10 protein-coding genes are annotated in these 20,127 nt (G+C 36.2%); 7 read left to right on the top strand and 3 right to left on the bottom strand.

From position 1 onward, the window contains the following. Positions 1-70: 70 nt before the first annotated feature. A complete protein-coding gene (locus DS745_RS06000) occupies positions 71-1,060 on the bottom strand; it encodes a LacI family DNA-binding transcriptional regulator (protein ID WP_129077377.1) in 990 nt (329 codons plus the stop codon). 348 nt (positions 1,061-1,408) lie between these two features. Between DS745_RS06000 and DS745_RS05995 the strand changes: the two genes are divergently transcribed. Together DS745_RS05995 and DS745_RS05990 are read left to right on the top strand one after the other, a co-directional pair. Further along, on the top strand, positions 1,409-2,242 hold the full coding sequence (locus DS745_RS05995; protein ID WP_129077376.1) for a sugar phosphate isomerase/epimerase family protein: 834 nt from the start codon (positions 1,409-1,411) through the stop codon (positions 2,240-2,242). 147 nt (positions 2,243-2,389) lie between these two features. Then, entirely contained in the window at positions 2,390-3,904 is a 1,515-nt protein-coding gene (locus DS745_RS05990; RefSeq protein ID WP_241657735.1) for an extracellular solute-binding protein, read from the top strand. 46 nt (positions 3,905-3,950) lie between these two features. Here the strand turns inward: DS745_RS05990 and DS745_RS05985 are convergent, their stop codons facing one another. Further along, positions 3,951-6,278 carry a helix-turn-helix domain-containing protein gene (locus tag DS745_RS05985; RefSeq protein ID WP_129077375.1) on the bottom strand — a complete coding sequence of 776 codons (2,328 nt, stop codon included), beginning with the start codon at positions 6,276-6,278 and terminating at the stop codon, positions 3,951-3,953. A gap of 302 nt (positions 6,279-6,580) precedes the next feature. Here DS745_RS05985 and DS745_RS05980 point away from each other — a divergent pair, with 302 nt between their 5' ends. From DS745_RS05980 to DS745_RS05970, 3 genes are read left to right on the top strand one after another with little or no spacing between them, the layout of a single operon-like run. Beyond that, a complete protein-coding gene (locus tag DS745_RS05980) occupies positions 6,581-7,687 on the top strand; it encodes a glycoside hydrolase family 88/105 protein (RefSeq protein WP_129077374.1) in 1,107 nt (368 codons plus the stop codon). Next, positions 7,684-8,649, top strand: coding sequence for a bile acid:sodium symporter family protein (locus DS745_RS05975; protein ID WP_129077373.1), 966 nt, complete (start codon positions 7,684-7,686; stop codon positions 8,647-8,649). The genes DS745_RS05980 and DS745_RS05975 overlap by 4 nt, the downstream gene beginning before the upstream one ends. A 37-nt stretch (positions 8,650-8,686) precedes the next feature. Beyond that, the gene (locus DS745_RS05970; protein WP_129077372.1) at positions 8,687-9,451 is read left to right on the top strand and encodes an SDR family NAD(P)-dependent oxidoreductase; all 765 of its coding nucleotides are present in this window, start codon (positions 8,687-8,689) and stop codon (positions 9,449-9,451) included. Between the two features lie 96 nt (positions 9,452-9,547). On the opposite strand, the gene DS745_RS05965 is transcribed toward DS745_RS05970, so the two are convergent. Further along, a complete protein-coding gene (locus DS745_RS05965; RefSeq protein WP_241657734.1) occupies positions 9,548-10,693 on the bottom strand; it encodes a glycoside hydrolase family 88/105 protein in 1,146 nt (381 codons plus the stop codon). Positions 10,694-10,921: 228 nt separating this feature from the next. On the opposite strand from DS745_RS05965, the gene DS745_RS05960 reads away from it, so the two are divergent. Together DS745_RS05960 and DS745_RS25100 are read left to right on the top strand one after the other, a co-directional pair. Beyond that, positions 10,922-12,283: a multi antimicrobial extrusion protein MatE gene (locus DS745_RS05960; protein ID WP_196121200.1), complete on the top strand. Its 1,362-nt coding sequence runs from the start codon at positions 10,922-10,924 to the stop codon at positions 12,281-12,283. Positions 12,284-12,592: 309 nt separating this feature from the next. After that, the coding region (locus DS745_RS25100; protein WP_241657733.1) for a bacterial Ig-like domain-containing protein at positions 12,593-20,127 on the top strand (7,535 nt) is incomplete at its 3' end.

Genomic DNA, 20,127 nt, shown 5'->3' with positions numbered 1-20,127 from the left:
TACTAATTCGACTGCGAAATGCGGTTTTGTATTTCAAACCCAAACCCGTTAGTTGAGTTGGGACACCTTTTTATTTGAGTACTTTGCATGAATTGCCAACATTTAGTTCCGGATCTAAGATAATAGAGTCGTCAATCTCTTCGCCTTCGATAATCTCCAAGAGTGTTTCTGTTATTTGCTCGGCAATTCGATCAAGAGGCACCCCTACTTTTGTAAATCTAACATCAAGGCTTTCCGATTGAGGTATGTTATCGTAACTAACCACAGAAAGTTGATTTGGGATATTAATCTCTAATTCTTGTGCAGCTCTTAGTACACCACGAGTTAAATCAAAGCTTCCACTTATGACAGCGGTAATGTCTTTATTGCTAGTTAAAATTGATTTTGCACCTAAATAGCCAGCATATACATCTAATCCTTTTGTAGGAGCAAGAAAGTTATCTGCAATAGTTAGGTTATTTACCTCCATACCTTCTAGATATCCAAAGTATTTTTCTTTTTGAAGCGTATCACTCGTATTCACTTCACCTATATAAGCAATCTTTTGATGCCCTAATTTAATTAAGTATTCAACAGCTAACTTAATAGCTTCTCTTCTATTCACATCAATTGTTGGATGCTCAAGGCTTTCCTTAATGCCATAATAAAGAATCGGTACCTTTGATTGATACTTTTTTACAGCATTAGAGTCTTCTTCATTTTCAGAAAAGACGATAATTGCATCGACTTGGAACCGATTAAAAGTGGAAATAGCTCTATCTACTTTGTTAATAGAGAGTAGAGTCGTATAAGAGTTCTGTTCAAGTAACTCATTAATCTTTGTAACTAAGCTTGAGTTTGCCACTCGTTCAACTGTTGGCCAAACAACACCGATAGTGAACGACTTTTTTTGGACTAAACTCCTTGCAGCAATGTTAGGGACATATCCTAATTCTTCAGCAATGGAAATGATCTTATTTTTTGTAGGTGCTTTAACAAGAGGACTGTCTCTAAGTGCTTTTGATACAGTTGAGTAACTAACTCCCGCATGCTTGGCAATATCTTTAATAGTGATGCTCATGTATATTCCTCCGTCATAACTATCTTTGCAAATTCGTTATATTTTCTTTTATAATAGAATATTTTATAAATATTTACAACGTTGTTATCAAATTTTACCTAAGAATGCTAAGAAAATAGGAGGTTAATAATCTCTTTAAGCTAGAATAATCATTTTGTTAGGTATTCAAACAATAATTGAGTCATGAAGGGATGATTATTACTTTTCCAATGGATGTATATTAAATTAATAGAAGGGTTATATCATTTTAGTTCAACTACTAGAATTAAATGTATACTGACTAATTAAACAATTACTCATTTAGAATAACTTACTTACAAATAATGAAAATTAGAGGGAAGTGATAACATGTCAATTGGAGTATTAGCACACTTATGTAAGAAGGGGACTTTCGATGAAGTTGCCAAAAGTGTTGGGTCATATCAATTTAGCCATGTTCAGTTAGCATTATGGAAGGCATTTGACAATTATGACTTTACCAAGCAAGGATTGCTTAGTCCTGGGTTAGCTAAAGAGATTAAAGAGCAGTTGTTAAAGAATGGTGTATCTATTTCTGTATTAGGATGCTATTTACATTTATTTGACCGTAATGAAGAAGAGCGACGAGTAAATATTGAAAGGTTTAAAGAGATTATTCGCTACGCAAAGTTTTTTGGAGCCCCAGTTGTCGCAACCGAGACGGGGAAGTTACCGCTTGCAGACTTTACGGAACAGGATTGGTTAAACTTAAAAGCGACAATAGTAGAACTTGTTAAAGAAGCAGAAAAATGGGGTGTCTTCATTGGAATTGAACCTGCAGAGGATCATCTCATTGATAATGCAGTAAAATTAAAGAAACTACTAGATGAAGTTTCTTCTAGTCATTTAGGGGTTGTCCTAGATCCAGGAAACTTAATTACAAAAGACAACTTACATGAGCAAGACAACGTTATCGAAGAAATGTTCCAATTATTAGGAGAAAAAATCGTCGCGTTCCAAGCAAAAGATTGTCTGCTGGATGAAAACAATGAATATAAATGGGTCCCAGTAGGAGAAGGGCAAATGAATTATGATTTGATCTTAAGAAGATTGAGGGAATACAAACCTCATGTCGATATCATCCTTGATGCTGTAAAACCTGAAACTATGAAAGACACCAAGGATTATTTAGAAAAACAATTAGCAAAACTATATGCTAAATAAACGAACAGTTAATAAAAAACTCCACTTACCGCAAGTGGAGTTTTTTATATGAAAATACATCCAATATAATTATTTATACATCTCTTATTGTAAGAATGTTATAATAATAGAAATAATTATCTTTGGAGAATTCTGGGGGTTGTACACTTGAACATAATTCAAAACAAGGGGATATTATTATTTTTCTCCACACTTACGTTGTTAGTTGTTTTGGCAGTCTCTTGTAGCAAAAATGAAAGCGCTACAAAATCTGAAGGTAAAGAAGGAGATCTTCCATTTGAGATATCAATCATGTTGAATTATCATACACCTGAAATTCCAAATGGTAGAATTAAAAGTTTAATAGAAGATGCTACAAATACGAGTCTAAACATTCATTTTATTCCTGATGATAATTATATTGATCGTTTGAATACAGCATTCGCAACGGGAACGTTACCGATGGTAGTACCAATGAACTTTCAAATGTTTAATCAGTTTAAGGATGCGATAAGAGATGAACAGTTTTGGGAGATAGGTCCATACTTACAAGAATATGAAAACTTACGTAAATTAAAACCCGAAATTTTAGCAAATACCAAGGTTGACGGCAAGATTTATTCGCTTTACCAAGGGAGACCATTATCTCGCCAAGGAATTATTTATCGTAAAGATTGGGCTGATTATCTAGGCTTATCAGCACCAACCACTACCGATGAATTCTTTGAATTGGCAAGAGCTTTTACCGAAGATGATCCTAATCGTACTGGCAAAAATGATACAATTGGTCTCACTGAGCGGAGTGATCTAGTTTATGGTGCTTTTAAAACGATCGCCTCCTGGTTTGGAGTCCCCAACGACTTTGGGAAGCAAGATGGTAAAATTCAACCGGAGTTTATGTTTCCACAATACATGGATACGTTAGTATTTATGAGAAATCTATATGAAAATGGATATGTAAATCAAAACTTCCCTGTAACTAGTAAAAATGATCAACAAGCGTTATTTAAAAATGGCGTTGCAGGAATATATGTTGGCTCTATGGCCGATGTAAATAATTTATATAAAGAAACAGTAGTAAAACATCCAGAGGTTGTCTTTGATGTTCATAACAATGTGAAGGGACCGCACGGGGAATTTGGTGTATGGGCAATTCCAGGATATTCCAATGTCGTGCTATTCCCTAAATCCTCGGTAAAGACTGAGGCAGATTTAAAACAAATTCTTTCCTTCTATGATAATTTAATGAAACCGGAGATTAGTAACCTACTACTTTGGGGGATTGAAGGAGAGCATTATGAGGTAGTTAACGGCATGGCCAAGATTATTGACTCATCCTTACATGATGATGAAGTAAGACCTTATTTAGCCATGGAAATAGGCGAATCAGAAACACGAGGTAGTTATGAACGGTATTTCAGCTATGATGTACAAGTAAAAGCGATCGATCTGATTAGTAATAATGAAAGATATTTAATTCATAATCCAGCAATTGCACTAGATTCAGATACTTTCGTCCTAGATGGGGGCTCCCTTTATCAGATAATTGAGGATGCAACAATAAAGTATATACTCGGACAAATTGACGAAGAGGGTTTCCAAGTTGCTGTTGAACTATGGCTTGAAAACGGTGGCAACCAAATTATTGAAGAATATACAGAATCCTATAACAAACAGAACTAAAGAAAAGAGGGAAACTCAACTTGTGAGTTTTCCCTCTTTTTTTTAGTTAATCAAATTTGTTTGCTGCATGTAGCTCACGGTATTTTCCAGGGGTAATACCCTCTTTTTTCTTGAATGAACGGATGAAATTTTGAGAATTGTTATAGCGGAACATCTCTGCAATTTCCTTAATAGATAAGTCTGATTCAACAAGCATCTTTTTAGCCATATTTAAACGATACATAGAGACATACTCACTAAATGAGATGTTTGTTTCTTTACGGAAAATGCTACTTAAGTAGTTTGGATTATAGTGTAGTCTCTCTGCAATGGCTTCTAACGAAATGTCTGTATCATATTCCTGTTGGATGATATGAATAATTTTGTCAGAGATATTTTTGTACTGTGAGTTTATGCGCTCCTCTAATGATGATACTAGAGGAAAGATAATACTTTCTTTAAACCAATTTCCAATTTCCTCAATCGATTTTAATTCAAAAAGTTGATCATACAATGATTTTTTATCATCGAAATTCTCTAACTCGACTCCTAGCGTTTGGGTTAGTAAGATTAAGTCATTTAATAGTCGAATTAAGGATATTTGATATTGATTTGGATTTAAATCTTTTGAAAAAATAGTTGAAATTAACATACTTAGTGCTTCTTCAGCCTTCTCTTTTTCACCCAATTTTATCGCATCAAATAACTCATTCTTAATATTTTCCGGGAAGAAAGTTTGTAGTGAACTACCCGTTTCAATATTTTTATAATACAGGATGGAGTTCATGCCAGATTTAATTCGATGTTTTAGAGCTTCAACACCTTCAAGATAAGCTTCTCGTGATTTGGAAAGCTTTGAGAACGGTAAACTTACTCCAATACTAATCGGTAAATCTAATTCTTCCTTTACCTTTGTTTGAATACGTATAGCTTCTTCATGAATGAAGTTTTCATACTCTTCCATTGTTTCATGATTACTTAAAATGATAGTAATTTGTACATCTTTACGAAGAATTGGAGTTAACCTCTGATCCTCAGGAATGATATCTTCAATGATGTTATTAATCGTAAAGAGAAGCAGATCCTTTTGTCCAGGAGAATATTTAGTGTTTTCAATTGTGTCAATTTGTAAAGTTAGCACACATAGTTGTTTCCACTTACTATTAAAATCATAGGATAGATATTTCATCATTAGTTCTTCTTCACCTAAGTGACCATCTAGTAATCTAACCATAAACAATTGTCTCAATTGGTCAACTTGACCCTGAATTTTAACTTCTAACTCTTTGTTTTCAGCCAACATGTGATGAATTCGGTCACCAATTACCTCTAGTTCATCTTTGTGTAGTTGTTTTTGAAGTGTTGTTGTCTTAATACTAGACATCATTGTCTTATATAATTGATTAATAGGTTTATAAAGTCTCTTTGACCCAAACCAAGAAAAAACTAAACAGCCTATTAACACACTCATGCAAACGTACAAGGTAAATAATCCAATTGCTGTAGCTTCACTTTTTAGTTCCTCATTTGAGATTACTGATAAATAAAGCCAGCCATTATAATCCGATTTACGATAAGTCAACGTATAGTTAATAGAATCAATCGTAGCGGTCAACTGTCCTGAAGGTTGAAAGTCAGGGGCGCTTAAAAGTTCAACAACAGGAAGATTAGAATAATTTGTCCCAATCAATGATTGATCATTATGAGCCAGCACTCTAAATTGGCTATCTAGTATCATAAGCATTTCAGTATCACTACTGCTCGTTAAAATGTTTGCTAAATAGCAAGAAGGAATGCTAGCAGTGGAGAGACCAGTTTTATTACTCGTTATTAGAGGCAATTGTTTCACTAACTTTACACTATAGCCACAAGGCAACAGGCTCTCGATAAAATCGTTATCTTCATTAACTACAGTGTCTTTACTTTCTAGGATCCACCTTGTATTGTAAGGTGATCTTAAATACTCTGAGAATTGATGCTCAATGTCTAGATTATCTAGTGTACGAAGACCATTATTGTTAACCAACCATTTTTTTTCGAGACTGACAATTAAAATATCTTCAATTCCGGTATCAAAAGTTTGGAGATAGTTTAACTCTTGTTTTAACTGTCGGTAGTTTTGAAATTGTTCAGCACCCATTGGCTCCTTTAGTGTTTCTTTCAAGAAGGAAGAGTTGACAAAATAGGTAAGCGAATGATCAATAGTTTTTAATACTTGTTCAACGTTCGTGTTAATTTGGTAGATACTTTGTACTTTTTCTTGCATGACCTTTTGATAAATGGCATCTGATGTTTTTATATAAGAGAATGTTCCGACGATGATAATCGGAAAAGTACTTAGAAATAAAATAAAAGCTAATAATTTGAAAAAGAACTTAGTCTTGCCTCTTTGCAATTGTATTACCTCCTAAAACACAGTAATTAACAACGTTTTCATTAAAGAAACTTATTATGATTATACCTTGTTTCATTGTTTAATAGGAAGTTTTATTATTTTCAACATTTATACTATAGTGAAACCGAATAATCATTAGCTTATATTACGTTCATTTTGTTAGTTTATAAGATTGTTTTGCCCGATAGTTATGGAAATCTTACATACTGTAATGAGGATTGTAGACGTACTCCGTAATCGTGCGATATAGTTGTCACCTGTACGATAACTCTAAAAAGTTTGAAAATGGAGGAGTGAATTTTATGACTGATCAAAAAGAAAGCGTTATCACTGAACGATCACCGCTTGAGTGGGCCGAAAAAGCTTGCATTTCTTTAATGGAAAAGTATCAACCAATTCAATTACCACCTGAGAATAGATGGCATTATCACCAAGGTGTTTTTTTATATGGGATGTTACGAGTATGGGAAGAAACAAAAAAGGAGGATTACTTTGCCTACCTAAAGAAATACGTCGATGATTTGGTAGATGAAGAAGGAAACTTCTATTTTCGAAGAGATGAGCTGGATGCAATTCAACCTGGCTTATTACTGTTCCCGATATATCAAGCAACAAGTGAAGAAAAGTATAAAATAGCTACTACTAAGCTACGTAATCTTTTGAAAACAATTAACCGAACGTCTGAAGGAGGATATTGGCATAAGGATAAATATCCATACCAAATGTGGTTAGACGGATTATATATGGCGGGCCCATTTTCAGTCATTTACGGAACATTATTTAACGAACCAGAGCTTATTGAAGCGACAATTTATCAAGAAAAATTAATGCGAAAAAATACAAAAGATGAAAGTACTGGATTGTTCTATCACGCATGGGATGAGAAAAAGCAGCAGCCTTGGGCTGATCCTATTACCGGTAGATCACCGGAAGTATGGAGTCGCTCGATTGGTTGGTACGGGATGGCGTTAGTAGATATTTTAGATCATCTACCAGAGGGGCATTCCGCTAGAAAGGAATTAATTGGTGAAGTCAAACAGTATGTAGATACACTCCTTAAATACCAAGATGAAAAAACAGGATTATGGTATCAAATTGTTGATAAAGGGAATTTAAAGGATAACTGGTTAGAGTCTTCTGGCTCATGTTTATTTGTCTATACAATGGCTAAGGCGATAAATAATAAGTACATTGACTCGTCCTATAGAAAACAAGCAGAGAAAAGTTTCGAAGGGTTACTAGAGCATATGATTACGTTTGATAGTGACAATCGTCTTCAACTTGAGGGAATTTGTATTGGTACATCTTGTGGAGTTTACGATTACTATGTTGCGAGAGAAACGAGTGTTAACGATTTACATGGTTTAGGAGCCTTTATTCTAGCGGCAGTAGAAATGAGTAAACTGTGATTGAAAAATTAAATAGGAAGCTCGAAAAACAAATTCCGTACCTTACGCCACTTTGTGTTCTTAGTGGGATAACCTTTTTATCATTCTTAGAAGCATGGGCATTTCTAGTGCCTTGGATATTTGCGTGCATTACCTTCAGTAGTAGTCTCGGTTTAAAGGTAAAGGATATAGGGAAAGCCCTAAGAAATCCTTTACCTATCTTTGTTTGCTTAATCATCTTACAAGTAATTATGCCCTTACTAGCTTTTGGCGTTGGGAAGCTTTTTTTTGCCGATAACATTTATATTGTTACAGGATTAGTTTTAGCATTTATTATTCCAACAGGAATTGTCAGTTTAATGTGGGTGTCAATTCACAATGGAAATACTGCCAACACACTTTCGATCATATTAGTAAACACATTATTATCACCGTTCCTAGTACCACTTACATTAAAGGTTTTACTAGGCGCTGACGTGTCACTTGATACGGTCGGCCTAATGAATGGTTTATTTTGGATGATTGTCATACCTTCTTTACTAGGGATATTGTTTAGTCATTTTTACAGTAAGCCAAGTGTAGCTGTAAAAGCTAAACTCGCACCATTCTCTAAGATAGGCTTGTTGGTAGTCATTGTTTTTAATAGCTCTGTCATATCACCTTATTTTACACGAGTTGATCTACAATTAGTTATACTTTTGGTTATCCTTGTGGCGCTTGTTATTACTGGTTATGCAATTGGTATCTTCTCTGCAAAACTATTTAAATGGGACTATGGGATAGCGATAAGTTTAGCCTACAATAGTGGAATAAGAAACAATGGTGTAGGGGCTGCATTAGCAATTACCTATTTCCCTCCGCAGGTAACCTTGCCAATTATTGTAGTCATTTTATTCCAACAAGTATTAGCAGCAACAATAGGGAAATTTCTTAAAAAACCTGAAGAAGAGCAAGAGAAGTTATTAAAAGCTTCAAATATATGAACAATAGTAACAACGTTGTTATAGAGGGGTGGATTACATGCTAAGTGTGAATTTAGAGAATCAAGTAGCGATAATTACGGGTGGAGGCACGGGTATTGGTAGAGCAATAGCTATTCGTCTAGCCGAGGCGGGCGTGAAGGTTGCCGTCAACTATAATTATAGTAAAGACGAAGCATTTCAAGTAGTATCTGCTATTACTACTAACGGAGGCGAAGCAGCTGCCTATCAATGTGATGTTACAAACGAAGAGCAAGTAATTGAGATGATGAATAAGGTGACAGAGGACTTAGGGCCAGTATCGATATTAGTTAATAATGCTGGATCACTTGTGGAGCGCTGCAAGATTGAAGATATGTCCGAAGAGCTTTGGGAAGATACTACGAACGTTAATCAAAAATCAGTGTTTTTATGTTCAAAACATGTAATTCCAATCATGAAAGCACAAAATTACGGTCGAATCATAAATATATCTTCAATAGCAGCAAGAAACGGTGGAGGCATGGGAGCTGTCGTTTATGCAGCTTCAAAAGCTGCCGTCAGTGCATTTACAAAAGGGTTAGCAAAGGAACTTTGTGAGTACGGAATTCTTGTGAATGGAGTAGCACCGGGGACAATTACAACCCGATTCCATGACCGCTTTACTAGTAATGAAGCAAGGGCAAACATTAAGAAAACCATCCCGCTTAACAGGGAAGGTACACCTGAAGAAGTTGCAGATGCTGTATTGTACTTAGCATCTCCTTTAAGTACTTTTTTACTAGGTGAAATGATCGAAGTGAATGGCGGTCAGTTGATGGACTAAGTCAACTGAAAATGACTAGAATAGCATAAATTACGTAAATAAAATAGGTAAGCAAAAAAGTGCTTGGATCTCCCAAGCACTTTTTTCGTTAGTAAATTATTTAACAGCTTCTGTAGATACAACTTCTAGATTTAATAAAAGTTTAACCTCATTGTAAGCCATTAAAAATGGTGCAACACCATGCCCGTTATTCGTTACAATTGGCTCTCCAGTCGTGTAGTACTCGTAACTACCATCACGGATAATTCCTAACTCAGGGTGCCTTCCTAAGCCTGCACTTTTACAAATTCCACCTAGTAAGACTTCGCCGTTTTCTTCTGTAACATAGTTTTCTATAATACCATCAAAAGCTAATTTTCCATATTTCACATAACAATCAGACAAGTATCCAAGTCTAACAGCCTTTAAGATTGCGTATGCAAACATTGCTGTTCCACTAGATTCTAAGTAATTTTCTTTATAACCACTTAATTCGACGACCTGATACCACATTCCGCTACTATGTTGGTAGCGTAACATGCCATCAATCGTTTCTTTAAGTAAATCTTTTAGTTCGTTTGTATTTACGTCCTCGTCCTCAAGCAATTCCATGATGTCTACTAAGGCCATTGCGTACCAGCCAACCGCACGAGCCCAAACATGTGGAGAGAGTCCTGTTTCATTATTGCACCAAAACATTTCTCGGCTTTCGTCATAAGCATGATAGTATAGCTGAGTCTTCTCATCAAATAGTAGTTGACGAGTCTGTCTAAATTGATTAAAAGTATCAGAATAATCTTTGCTTGTTTCAAACTCCTTAATATACTGAACATAGAATGGTTGACCCATATAAAGACCGTCCATCCAGATCTGGTTTGGGTAATTTGTCTTATGCCAGAAGTTTCCGGTTTTAGTCCTTGGATAAGTTTCTAACTGTTTATAAATTAAATCTAATACTACCTTGTACTTAGGGTTATGTTCTTTTTTATATAAGGAAAATAAAATAGTAGTCATTCTAATTTGATCGATACTATAGTAGTTACTATCAATTTGTTCTACATGACCATTTTCATCAACAAGAGTGTCAACAAAATCCTTAACAAACTGATATTCCTCTTCATTACCAGTGTGTTGATAACTATCAAGGTAGGCCTTCATGATACAACTCTCAACGTAGTGCCAATTCGTTGAATACCACTTGCCGCAACCCTTCATATACTGCTGTTTTAACTTTTCTACTAATTCATAAGCCAAACCATCCACCTCCAAAATATTTTGTGTTAAAGAGACAAAATCAGAATATATATAATTACTATTAACAACGTTGTTATTTATAACTCTATATTAAGATTAAAATGGAAACGTTGTCAATAAGATTTGCGGTTTTTAAAGGATATAGGTTAATTATTGACATGCGTAATAGGAAGTTATATCATTTTTAACAACGTTGTTAAAAATGAGTTGAAACTAAAAGTAAGGAAGATGATGAAGATGGGAGATAGTAGTTGCGTAGATACCAAAAAGGATACAGTATCCAATCGGAAACTGTTAAAGTTCTTTATTCCGCTAGGATTATCTGCAAGCTTAGTAACAATTTCACACATCATTATTAACAGTACTCTAACTAGAGCTGATAACCCAGAGTTAATTATCGCAAGCTATGTTATTGCTATGAGTTTGTTCAGTATCACAGAGCGTCTAGGGGTTTTATTACGGCATACCTGTTCAGCGCTCGTGCGAGATCGAAAATCATTTCAATTAATGGCACATGTGGCTTTCTATGTCATCACAACCTTAATGTTAATTTCCGTAACAATTGCCTTTACTCCGTTAGGAAGTTGGATTTTCTCGAAGCTTTTTGGGGTTGAAACAAATATGGTGGGACAGATCGTTGAAGTTTATCAGATTTTAGTTATCGTTATTTTGTTTTCAGCGATTCGTTGTTTGTTTCAAGGAGTGATTATCCTAAATAAACAAACAAAGTGGTTAACATTTGGGATGGTTATTCGCTTAATTGGGATGTATTTATTGTCGCTTTATTTTATCCACACGGGCAATATTAACGCTAAAACCGGAGCCTATATATTTCTACTAGGCATGATGATTGAGAGTATTGTTAGTTATATTGAGGGACGTTTTCTTGTGAAAAAGATGGTTAATGAAGACCCGTCGCATAAGATAACAACTAAGTCACAAATATTCCGTTTCTATAAACCTCTTATTTTATCATCTTTAATCATTGTATTAGTAGCCCCCTTAATCAATGTATTTCTTGGAAAAACAAACGACATTGAATTAGCGATTGCTGCTTATGCAATAGCGTTTAGTATTACACAGCTAATGCTAAGCTTCTTTACCTATATCCATCAAATTGTTCTGACCTTTTATAATGAAAATAGTGAAAAAGTAAAGAAATTTACGTTTACTATCGGAGTAGTACCAGTTATTGTGTTAGCATTATTTAATTTCACACCACTTGGACATCTTTTTATAGAAAACATTATTGGTGCAAATGATCGATTACTAGAAGCTAGTTTACAAGCTTTACGTTTTTTCCTAATCATGGCTGTTGTTTTCCCGATTCTTGATTATTGTAATGGCCTATTGCTACTAAGAAGCCAAACAAGCGTTATGGTATATTCTCAAACTACTCATGTACTAGTCTTATTAGCTGTTTTAGTTACTGCATCGAGCATCGTACCGCAATGGAATGGAATGATTGGTTCACTTGCTCATTCAATGGGCATGGCAGCTGAATTAGGTGTAGTGTCCCTTTTTATCTTGAAAAAAAACAGAGGTCTAAAGAAAAATCAGGCTAATATCAACAAAATGCAAAACAAGCTCGCAAATTGACGAACGAAAGTATTTTTAATTTTTAGATAATTAATTGACAGATTCTTTAAAAGTATATACAATTACCTTGAGTTAACAACGTTGTTAACTCAGAAGTCATCAGAGCAAACTCCGCAGCTTTCACCAATTACTCAGTTAACTACTTCCATACGTTACTTTATTTATTGTTGTATACTCAAAAATAACAACGTTGTTATTTTTAGAGTGCAACAATATATTTTACTTATAAAAATTTTAGTAAAGAGGTGAGATTATCAGATTGAAGATGTTTTTTTATTGTGTAAATCTTACATAAAAGGAGGAATGTAAATGGGAAGACGTAAACGGCTGTTACCAATGTTAATGTCGTTTCTGTTGTTATTTTCAAGTTTAAATTTAACAACGTTTGCTTTTGCTGAAACGGATACTGTAACTGAGTCACAGAACGAAATGATAACAATTACAAGTGATTGGCAAGGCAGTATTATGGGGGACACTGGTACAAATGATCTTAATTACGAAAACTTTGAAATTACTGAACATGAAGATGGGGATGTTACGTTAAGAGCATCAAATAACCGAGGGAAAATATCTGCGGCAACTGAAGGATTAGTCTACTATTTTAAAGAGATTGATCACAATTCCAATTATGAGCTTCGTGCTACAGCTCATGTGGATGCATGGACAGCTAATAACCAGGTTTCTTTTGGAATTATGCTTAGAAGCAACGTATTGAATAACGAGCGACTTGCAAGTTTTACTGGTGACTATGTAGCTGTAGGTGCATTAGACCAAGTAATGAAGGGCTACTTTAAACAATCAGGGGTACACACAAAAGAGGGGTTGGAGTTTTCTACAACACGTCCTCCATTAGAAGGAGAAACCTATGAGTTAAGTATTAAAAAAGTTGGTAGCGTTTACACGATATCTATTGGAGATCAAATTCAAATACTTGAATATCAAGAAGCCTTAAACTATGTAGGGCTATATGTAGCTAGAAATGCAACAGTTACTTATAGTGATGTGGAACTAACGTTTCAACCAACAATTGAATTAGGAGATTGGGAGTTTACTAAATTTGGTGCGAATACAAGTGATGGCAGAAATCCGGATCCAACAATTCATGAAGACGGTTCAGTAACATTGTTTGCGTCAGGTGGCAAGGTCGCAAGTGCTGACGAAGGTATCTCATTTTACTATAAAGAACTACCAGCTGGTGGCAACTTTGAAATTACTACCAGAGCTCAAGTAAAGAGTTTTAATAGTGATAGTAGTATTTCTACACCGAATCAAAAATCATTTGGATTGATGCTTAGAGATGATTTCGTTGCTGGATCTAGTACACAAAGCTCTAATTACGTAGCTGTAGGGGCCTTAGATACAGATCATGTAAAAGGCTTTTATAAACATGGAGTAGCTGGAACTCAACCAAGCACTGGCACACAAGTGAAGCTTGATCCTTTTCATGTTAGAGTTCCGTCTGCGGGTGAGATTTATGATTTACGGATTAAGAAATCCGGAGATGTTTACGTAGTAACCACAAATGGACAAAGTGAAATACTTACTCAGGACCAGCTATTTAATGAAAACGTTTACGTCGGCTTTTATGTTGCTAGAGATGCTGAAGTAACTTTTAGCAATTTTGAAATTAAGGCTGATGCAAGAATAGCGACAGACATAATCTTAAATACTAATGCGATGAAAAAGGAGTACTTGGTTGGAGAATTTCTTGATTTATCAGGGTTAATCGTTTCTGCTGTTTGGGTTGATGCCCAAGGAAACCAACGAACCGAAGTACTTGCCCAAAATGAATATATTGTTACAGGATTTGATAGTAGTCAGCCTGGAACGAATACACTAACAATCCATTTTAACGGTGCACAGGCTAGTGTAGACATTAATATTGCAGCATTATCTATAAAAAATTTAGATGTCTTATACTACCCAGCAAAAATGGTCTATTATCTTGGTGATACATTTGATCCAAAGGGAATTACTGTAGTTGCTGAATATGGTACTGGAGTAGTTCAAGAGTTGAACGAAAGTTTATATACGTTTGAAATTCCAGAAGCAACTGATGAAAATGGAACATTCACTTTTACCACGCCGGGCGCAATTACGGTCCATGTAATTTCAACAGAAATGCCTGAAAAGTCAACTTCGTTTGATGTCGAAGTAAAAGATGCTAGTTTAGAAGGGTTAGAGATTACGCAATTACCAGAGAAGGTGGTTTATTTTCTAGGTGATGAGTTGGACTTAAGTGGGATTGTTGTCTTTGCAAAATATAGTGACAATTCTGAGGTAAGGTTACTTAGAGGAGATTATACAGTTTCTTCGTTAGATACGACTTCACCAGGTCAAAAAGAAATAACCATCTCCTATAAAGGTGTGTCAACGACTTTCCTAGTAACTGTAAAAGAAAAAGAACTAGATCGTATCGAGGTAACAAAGTACCCGAAAACGACATATTTCCTTGGTGAGTCATTTGACAGTAATGGTTTAGAAGTATCGTTAATTTATGATAACCAAGACAAGGAACTTCTAGCTCCAACTGAATATGAGATTGAGTTAGGTAATTTTAATAATACAGAGGTTGGAACCTACGATCTTAAGATCGTTCCTAACGATTCTAGTATTTCTGGTACAACATTAAAGGTAACTGTTCGAGAGGAACTAGATTACCAATGGAATTTCATTAGATTTGGTCAGTCTATTGGTACAAATCGAAATATCTGGGAAGTTATCAAGGACGGCGCACTTGAAGAGCGGGTAATTAAACTTGAAGCTTCGACTGGACAAAATGCTGGAAAAGTGACAGGTGATCATGATGGAATTACGTATTACTACACTGTAATTGACGCAGCAGAAGATAACTTTGAGTTATCAGCAGACATTAAAGTAATTCATTACGCGAAGACTCCTCACGATGGTCAGGAATCCTTTGGTATTATGGCAAGGGATGCTATTGGGCAGTTAAATGACTCAGCAGTATTTTCTTCCAATATTGCTGCGATTGGTGGCTTCGCTGGGCGCACCATATGGCCGAACGGGACACAGTTATTTGCAAGAACAGGTGTTGTTGCATCTGATGGTGAAGGAAGTCAAGATATCCAAAGCATCATGTTAAAACAAGAAAGACCATCAATTACGAATACGTATCCAGCTAAAGACTACCGTTTAACATTATCGAAAACGAATAGTGGGTTCGTCGGAAGATTAAATAATGATTATGAAGCCATTATTTTCGAACCAGAAATCCTAAATGTTCAAGATAATAAACTGTACGTTGGTTTCTATACGGCTCGTGAAGCAACGATTGAAGTGCATAACATTCAGTTTTCTGTAACAGCGCAAGCTACAGATGCACCAAGAGTTGCCCCTCCATTAGAACCTGTAAAACCAAGAATTGATATTTTATCTTTAGATAAAACACCACTAACAAATTACGATTTAAAAGTAAGAGCAAATGTCGATGGGGAACTGACTGTTAGACAGGGGTTAAACACTGTTTCTCAAAATTTAGAGGTAACAGCAGGGGAAATCGTTCAATTACCTACAACGATTACTCAACATAGTAACACTAACTTTAGCCTGACCTTTATCCCTGATGATACGCAGTATTTAACTTCTTATGTGCCAGTCGTAAGAAACTTTACCGTAACGAACAAAACGTTTGCAGAAGGTGGAGATATTTACGTTTCACCAACAGGTTCAAAAGAAGGATTAGGAACCAAAAATAATCCACTCGATATTGATACAGCAATAGATTTTGTAAAACCAGGACAAAAAGTTATTGTTCAAGATGGACGTTATGTTCGAACTTCTCCAATTAGAATTAAGCGGTTTAATGATGGAACTGCCGATGCGATGAAGTATTTAGTAGCTGAAGAAGGCACAAGACCAATCTTCGACTTTGACCGTTTATCTGATGGAATGCTTCATGAAGGAAATTACTGGCATGTATCAGGACTTGATTTCACCCGTTCAGCTGGTAATACCAAAGGTTATCATCTTGCAGGAAATCACAATGTTGTAGAATATAGTAGATTTTATGATAATGGGGACTCTGGTTTCCAAATGAGTAGAATTGATTATTCATTAGTGACGATAGATGAATGGCCGTCTCACAACTTAATTCAATATAGTGTTGCGTTTGATAACATGGATCCTGCCCAAAACAATGCAGATGGTTTTGCGATAAAACTTACTGTTGGTGAGGGGAATGTTCTAAGGGGCGTAGTCGCACACAATAATGTTGACGATGGTTATGATCTTTATACAAAAGTTGGTTCAGGTCCAATTGGCGTCGTTGTAATCGAAGATAGTATTGCGTTTAACAACGGTGTACTTACAAACGGAACTGGCGGCGGTGGAGACAAAAACGGCTTTAAATTAGGTGGCGAAGGCGTCCACGTTCCACATATTATCCGTAACAGCTTAACATTTAATAACGGGAAGTATGGAATTACAAGTAATAGTAACCCTGGTCTTATTGCCGAAAATGTAATTGGTTTTAACAATCGCAGCGGTAACTTAGACTTTACAACCTATAACCATATCACTCCTGATTTTAAAATTAATGGAGCAATTTCTTATCAAAGAGATTATTCAGCAAGAGATCGTTACCCATCAAATCTAGCATCAGACGAGAACTTTATGTTTGATGGTTCAGTGTCTAAGAATGCTTCAGGCGTAGAATTAACAGATGAGCAGTTTATCTTTCATGAGCCTGTATTGCCACTTGACCCACGAGCATTACCAAGTATCGTAAATCAAAGAGATGCAGCAGGAAATATTGTTTGGGGCAATTTCTTTACGTATGTGTTGCCGGGGAATGACCCGAATTTACCAGGAGATCCTGGAGATAATCCAGATCCAGTTGAACCAACTGATCCTAGCAACCTAGTATTTTTTGATAACTTTGAAGGAGCAACTAGAGATAATTTATTCACTGCAGCATATAAAGCGCTACCTAATGATGAAACAAAACCTATGTACTTGATTAAGGGTGGCGGTTCAAATATTGTTGTGTCGTCTGAGCAAATCACTTTAACAGGTGGGGCTAGAATGACAGTCGGAGCTCTTTCAACTACTGATTCGACAGCTTCTACTACCCCAGGTGGAGTATTTGATTTAAGCAAACCTTACAGATTGACATTGGATATTGCAGAGGCTAGTGGAGAAAGAAAGTTCCAAGTATACGTAGACAATAATACAACTGGTCAGGCAAATTCAATTCACGATGGGGCATCGAGAATTTATGATGCTTTTGCAAAAGATGTTCCTACGCAACTAGTGATTGAGTCTGAGGTCGGTACGGATGCTTCATTTATTCAACTTCGTACTGAAGGAAACTCAGGAGAGAATGTTGCTAATGTAAAAATTAATGGTATTACCATTGAATATCTTGAGCCAAAAGAAGAAACTCCATCATTAGATTGGAAATCTATCACCTTTGGTCAATCAACTGACTTAAATTTCAATTCCAATGTATTGCCTGAGAAGATAGGTACTAACTATGCTGAACCACAAGTGCCAGGCACGATAGAAGGTTCGATTGTTTTAGAAAGTCGCGGCGGAAAGATTGCACCTGGACATGACGGTTTAACATTCTACTATACTGCTCTAGATCCAAATGTACACAATTTTATTTTAGAAGCAGATATTATCGTTGAACAGTTCGGTCCAGAAACTGATGCTAATCCACATGGTCAAGATAGTGCAGGAATTATGGTTAGAGATGTGAATGGCGGAGCTAGACAAGAGCCAATGTTACTAGGCTTTGAAGAAGTTCCTGCAGCATCAAATATGTTTAGCGTAGGGGTTCGTGCTGGTTCCGGGAAAACCCAAGTACGAGTAGCACCAATTTTTAGAACAGGTGTCCTTTACCCTTGGGGCAACTTTGGCTCTTCATTCTCTAACTCGACGTTTAATTCTAATCATAATCAAAACGTTAGTCTTAACACACCAATTAGAATGAAGCTAGAAAGAACCGATACATCGTTTATTATGTCGACTACCTACACGACTCATTTAGGTGAAATAGTTAGTTTTGAAAGAGTAGTAAACGGAGCGGATCTAGTTCAAGTGATTGATGAGAACAATATGTACATTGGCTTCTATGCAGCTAGAAATGCAAAAGTTCGTGTAGAAAATGCAAGCATTACTTTAAGTGAAGCTAATACAGTAACGTCACCAGTAGTTGAGCAACCACCAGCAAATGTGGCGATGAACATTGTATCTGCACCTCAATCTGGTTCTGCAGATTACGACTTAAGAGTTTTAGCTAATTACGGTGGTAGTGTGACAATGGCAAAGGATGGAGTAGAGGTTGCTAGTAATTTAGCAGTTACTGCTAACGAGGCATTAGTGATCTCTGAAACACTTGAAAATGAAACAACAGTGTTTACAGTTACTTATATTCCTTCAGGTGCACCGTCTCAAACACCAATAACGAAAAATATAACAGTAACGAAAAAAATCTTTAATAATGGAGCAGGACTATTTGTTTCTCCAGATGGTACTAACTCTGGAACAGGAACGATCGACGATCCTATGGATCTAGTAACTGCAATCCAATTCGTTTTACCGGGCGAAACTATATTTATGCGTGAGGGAACTTATGAACCATCCTCTACAATTAGAATTGGTAAAGAATATAGTAGTGTAGAAGGGAAAATGAAGCGCATTGTACCATACAATGGTGAAAAAGTAGTGATTGACGGAAAGGGAAGTCTTGGTGAAATCCTCCGCCTTGAAGCTGATTACTGGCACCTTTATGGCATCGAATTAACTCGAGCTTCTTCTACTAGCATGAGAATAAAGGGAGATCATAATATTATTGAAATGATGACCTTTAGCTATAACGGAAATACGGGACTCCATATTACTGGTGATGGATCAAATCCAGATTTATGGCCTAAACACAACCTTGTTTTGAATAGCACCTCTCATCACAATAAAGATGCAGCTGAAGTTGACGCTGATGGATTTGCAGCTAAATTGGGTGTAGGTGTTGGAAACATTTTTAGAGGCAATATTGCGTATAACAACATTGATGACGGTTGGGACTTGTACAATCGAATTAATGAAGGACCTAACATGCCAGTAGTACTGGATGGAAACATAGCCTACGGAAATAGAAATGGGTTTAAAGTGGGTGGAGAAGGTCTTCCTGTTGCGCATGTCGTAAAGAACAATCTTGCTTTTAATAACCGTATGGATGGGTTTACCGATAACTTTAATCCAGGTGCTGTAGTTGTCGAAAACAATACTGCTTTTGATAATGATAGATTTAACTTTATCTTCAGATTAAATCCATACTTTGCAGCTGAAGACCAAGGGATATTTAAGAATAACCTCTCATTCAAATCAAATACAGAAGATGCCGTTCCTGACTTTATCTCAGGGAATGTAGATGCCACAAACTTCTTCTTTGACGGTGAAAAGACAGTAAATAGCCAGGGCGTTTCTGTTGCCGTAACTGATTTTGTAAGTATCAGCTTACCAGAAGTCTATGAAAGAGATGAAGATGGCAATATCAGTTGGGGAGATTTCCTCCGTCTGACACTAGAGAGTAAATTAAATACGGCTGGGACAGATGGTGGTCATGTTGGAGCGCTTCCAGCAATTGAGGCATCTTCACCAGGAGAGCCAGGAGAACCAGGAGAACCAGGAGAGCCGGGAGAACCAGGGGAGCCTGTAAATCCAGGTCCACCAGCACATCCACCGGTGACGCCAGATAGATCGAAACTTGTAGTAACTAACCCACAGGCGCAGAATGGAAAAATTACGGTTGAAATAGGGGCAGAAGTGAAACAAGTCATTTTCCCAGCGAATGTCGTGGCATTTAATGGGAACAACAC

The sequence above is a fragment of the Anaerobacillus alkaliphilus genome, from assembly GCF_004116265.1.
Classification (GTDB): domain Bacteria; phylum Bacillota; class Bacilli; order Bacillales; family Anaerobacillaceae; genus Anaerobacillus; species Anaerobacillus alkaliphilus.
Note: the sequence above shows the minus strand (reverse complement) of the source record. Positions and strands in the feature narration are given on the sequence as shown.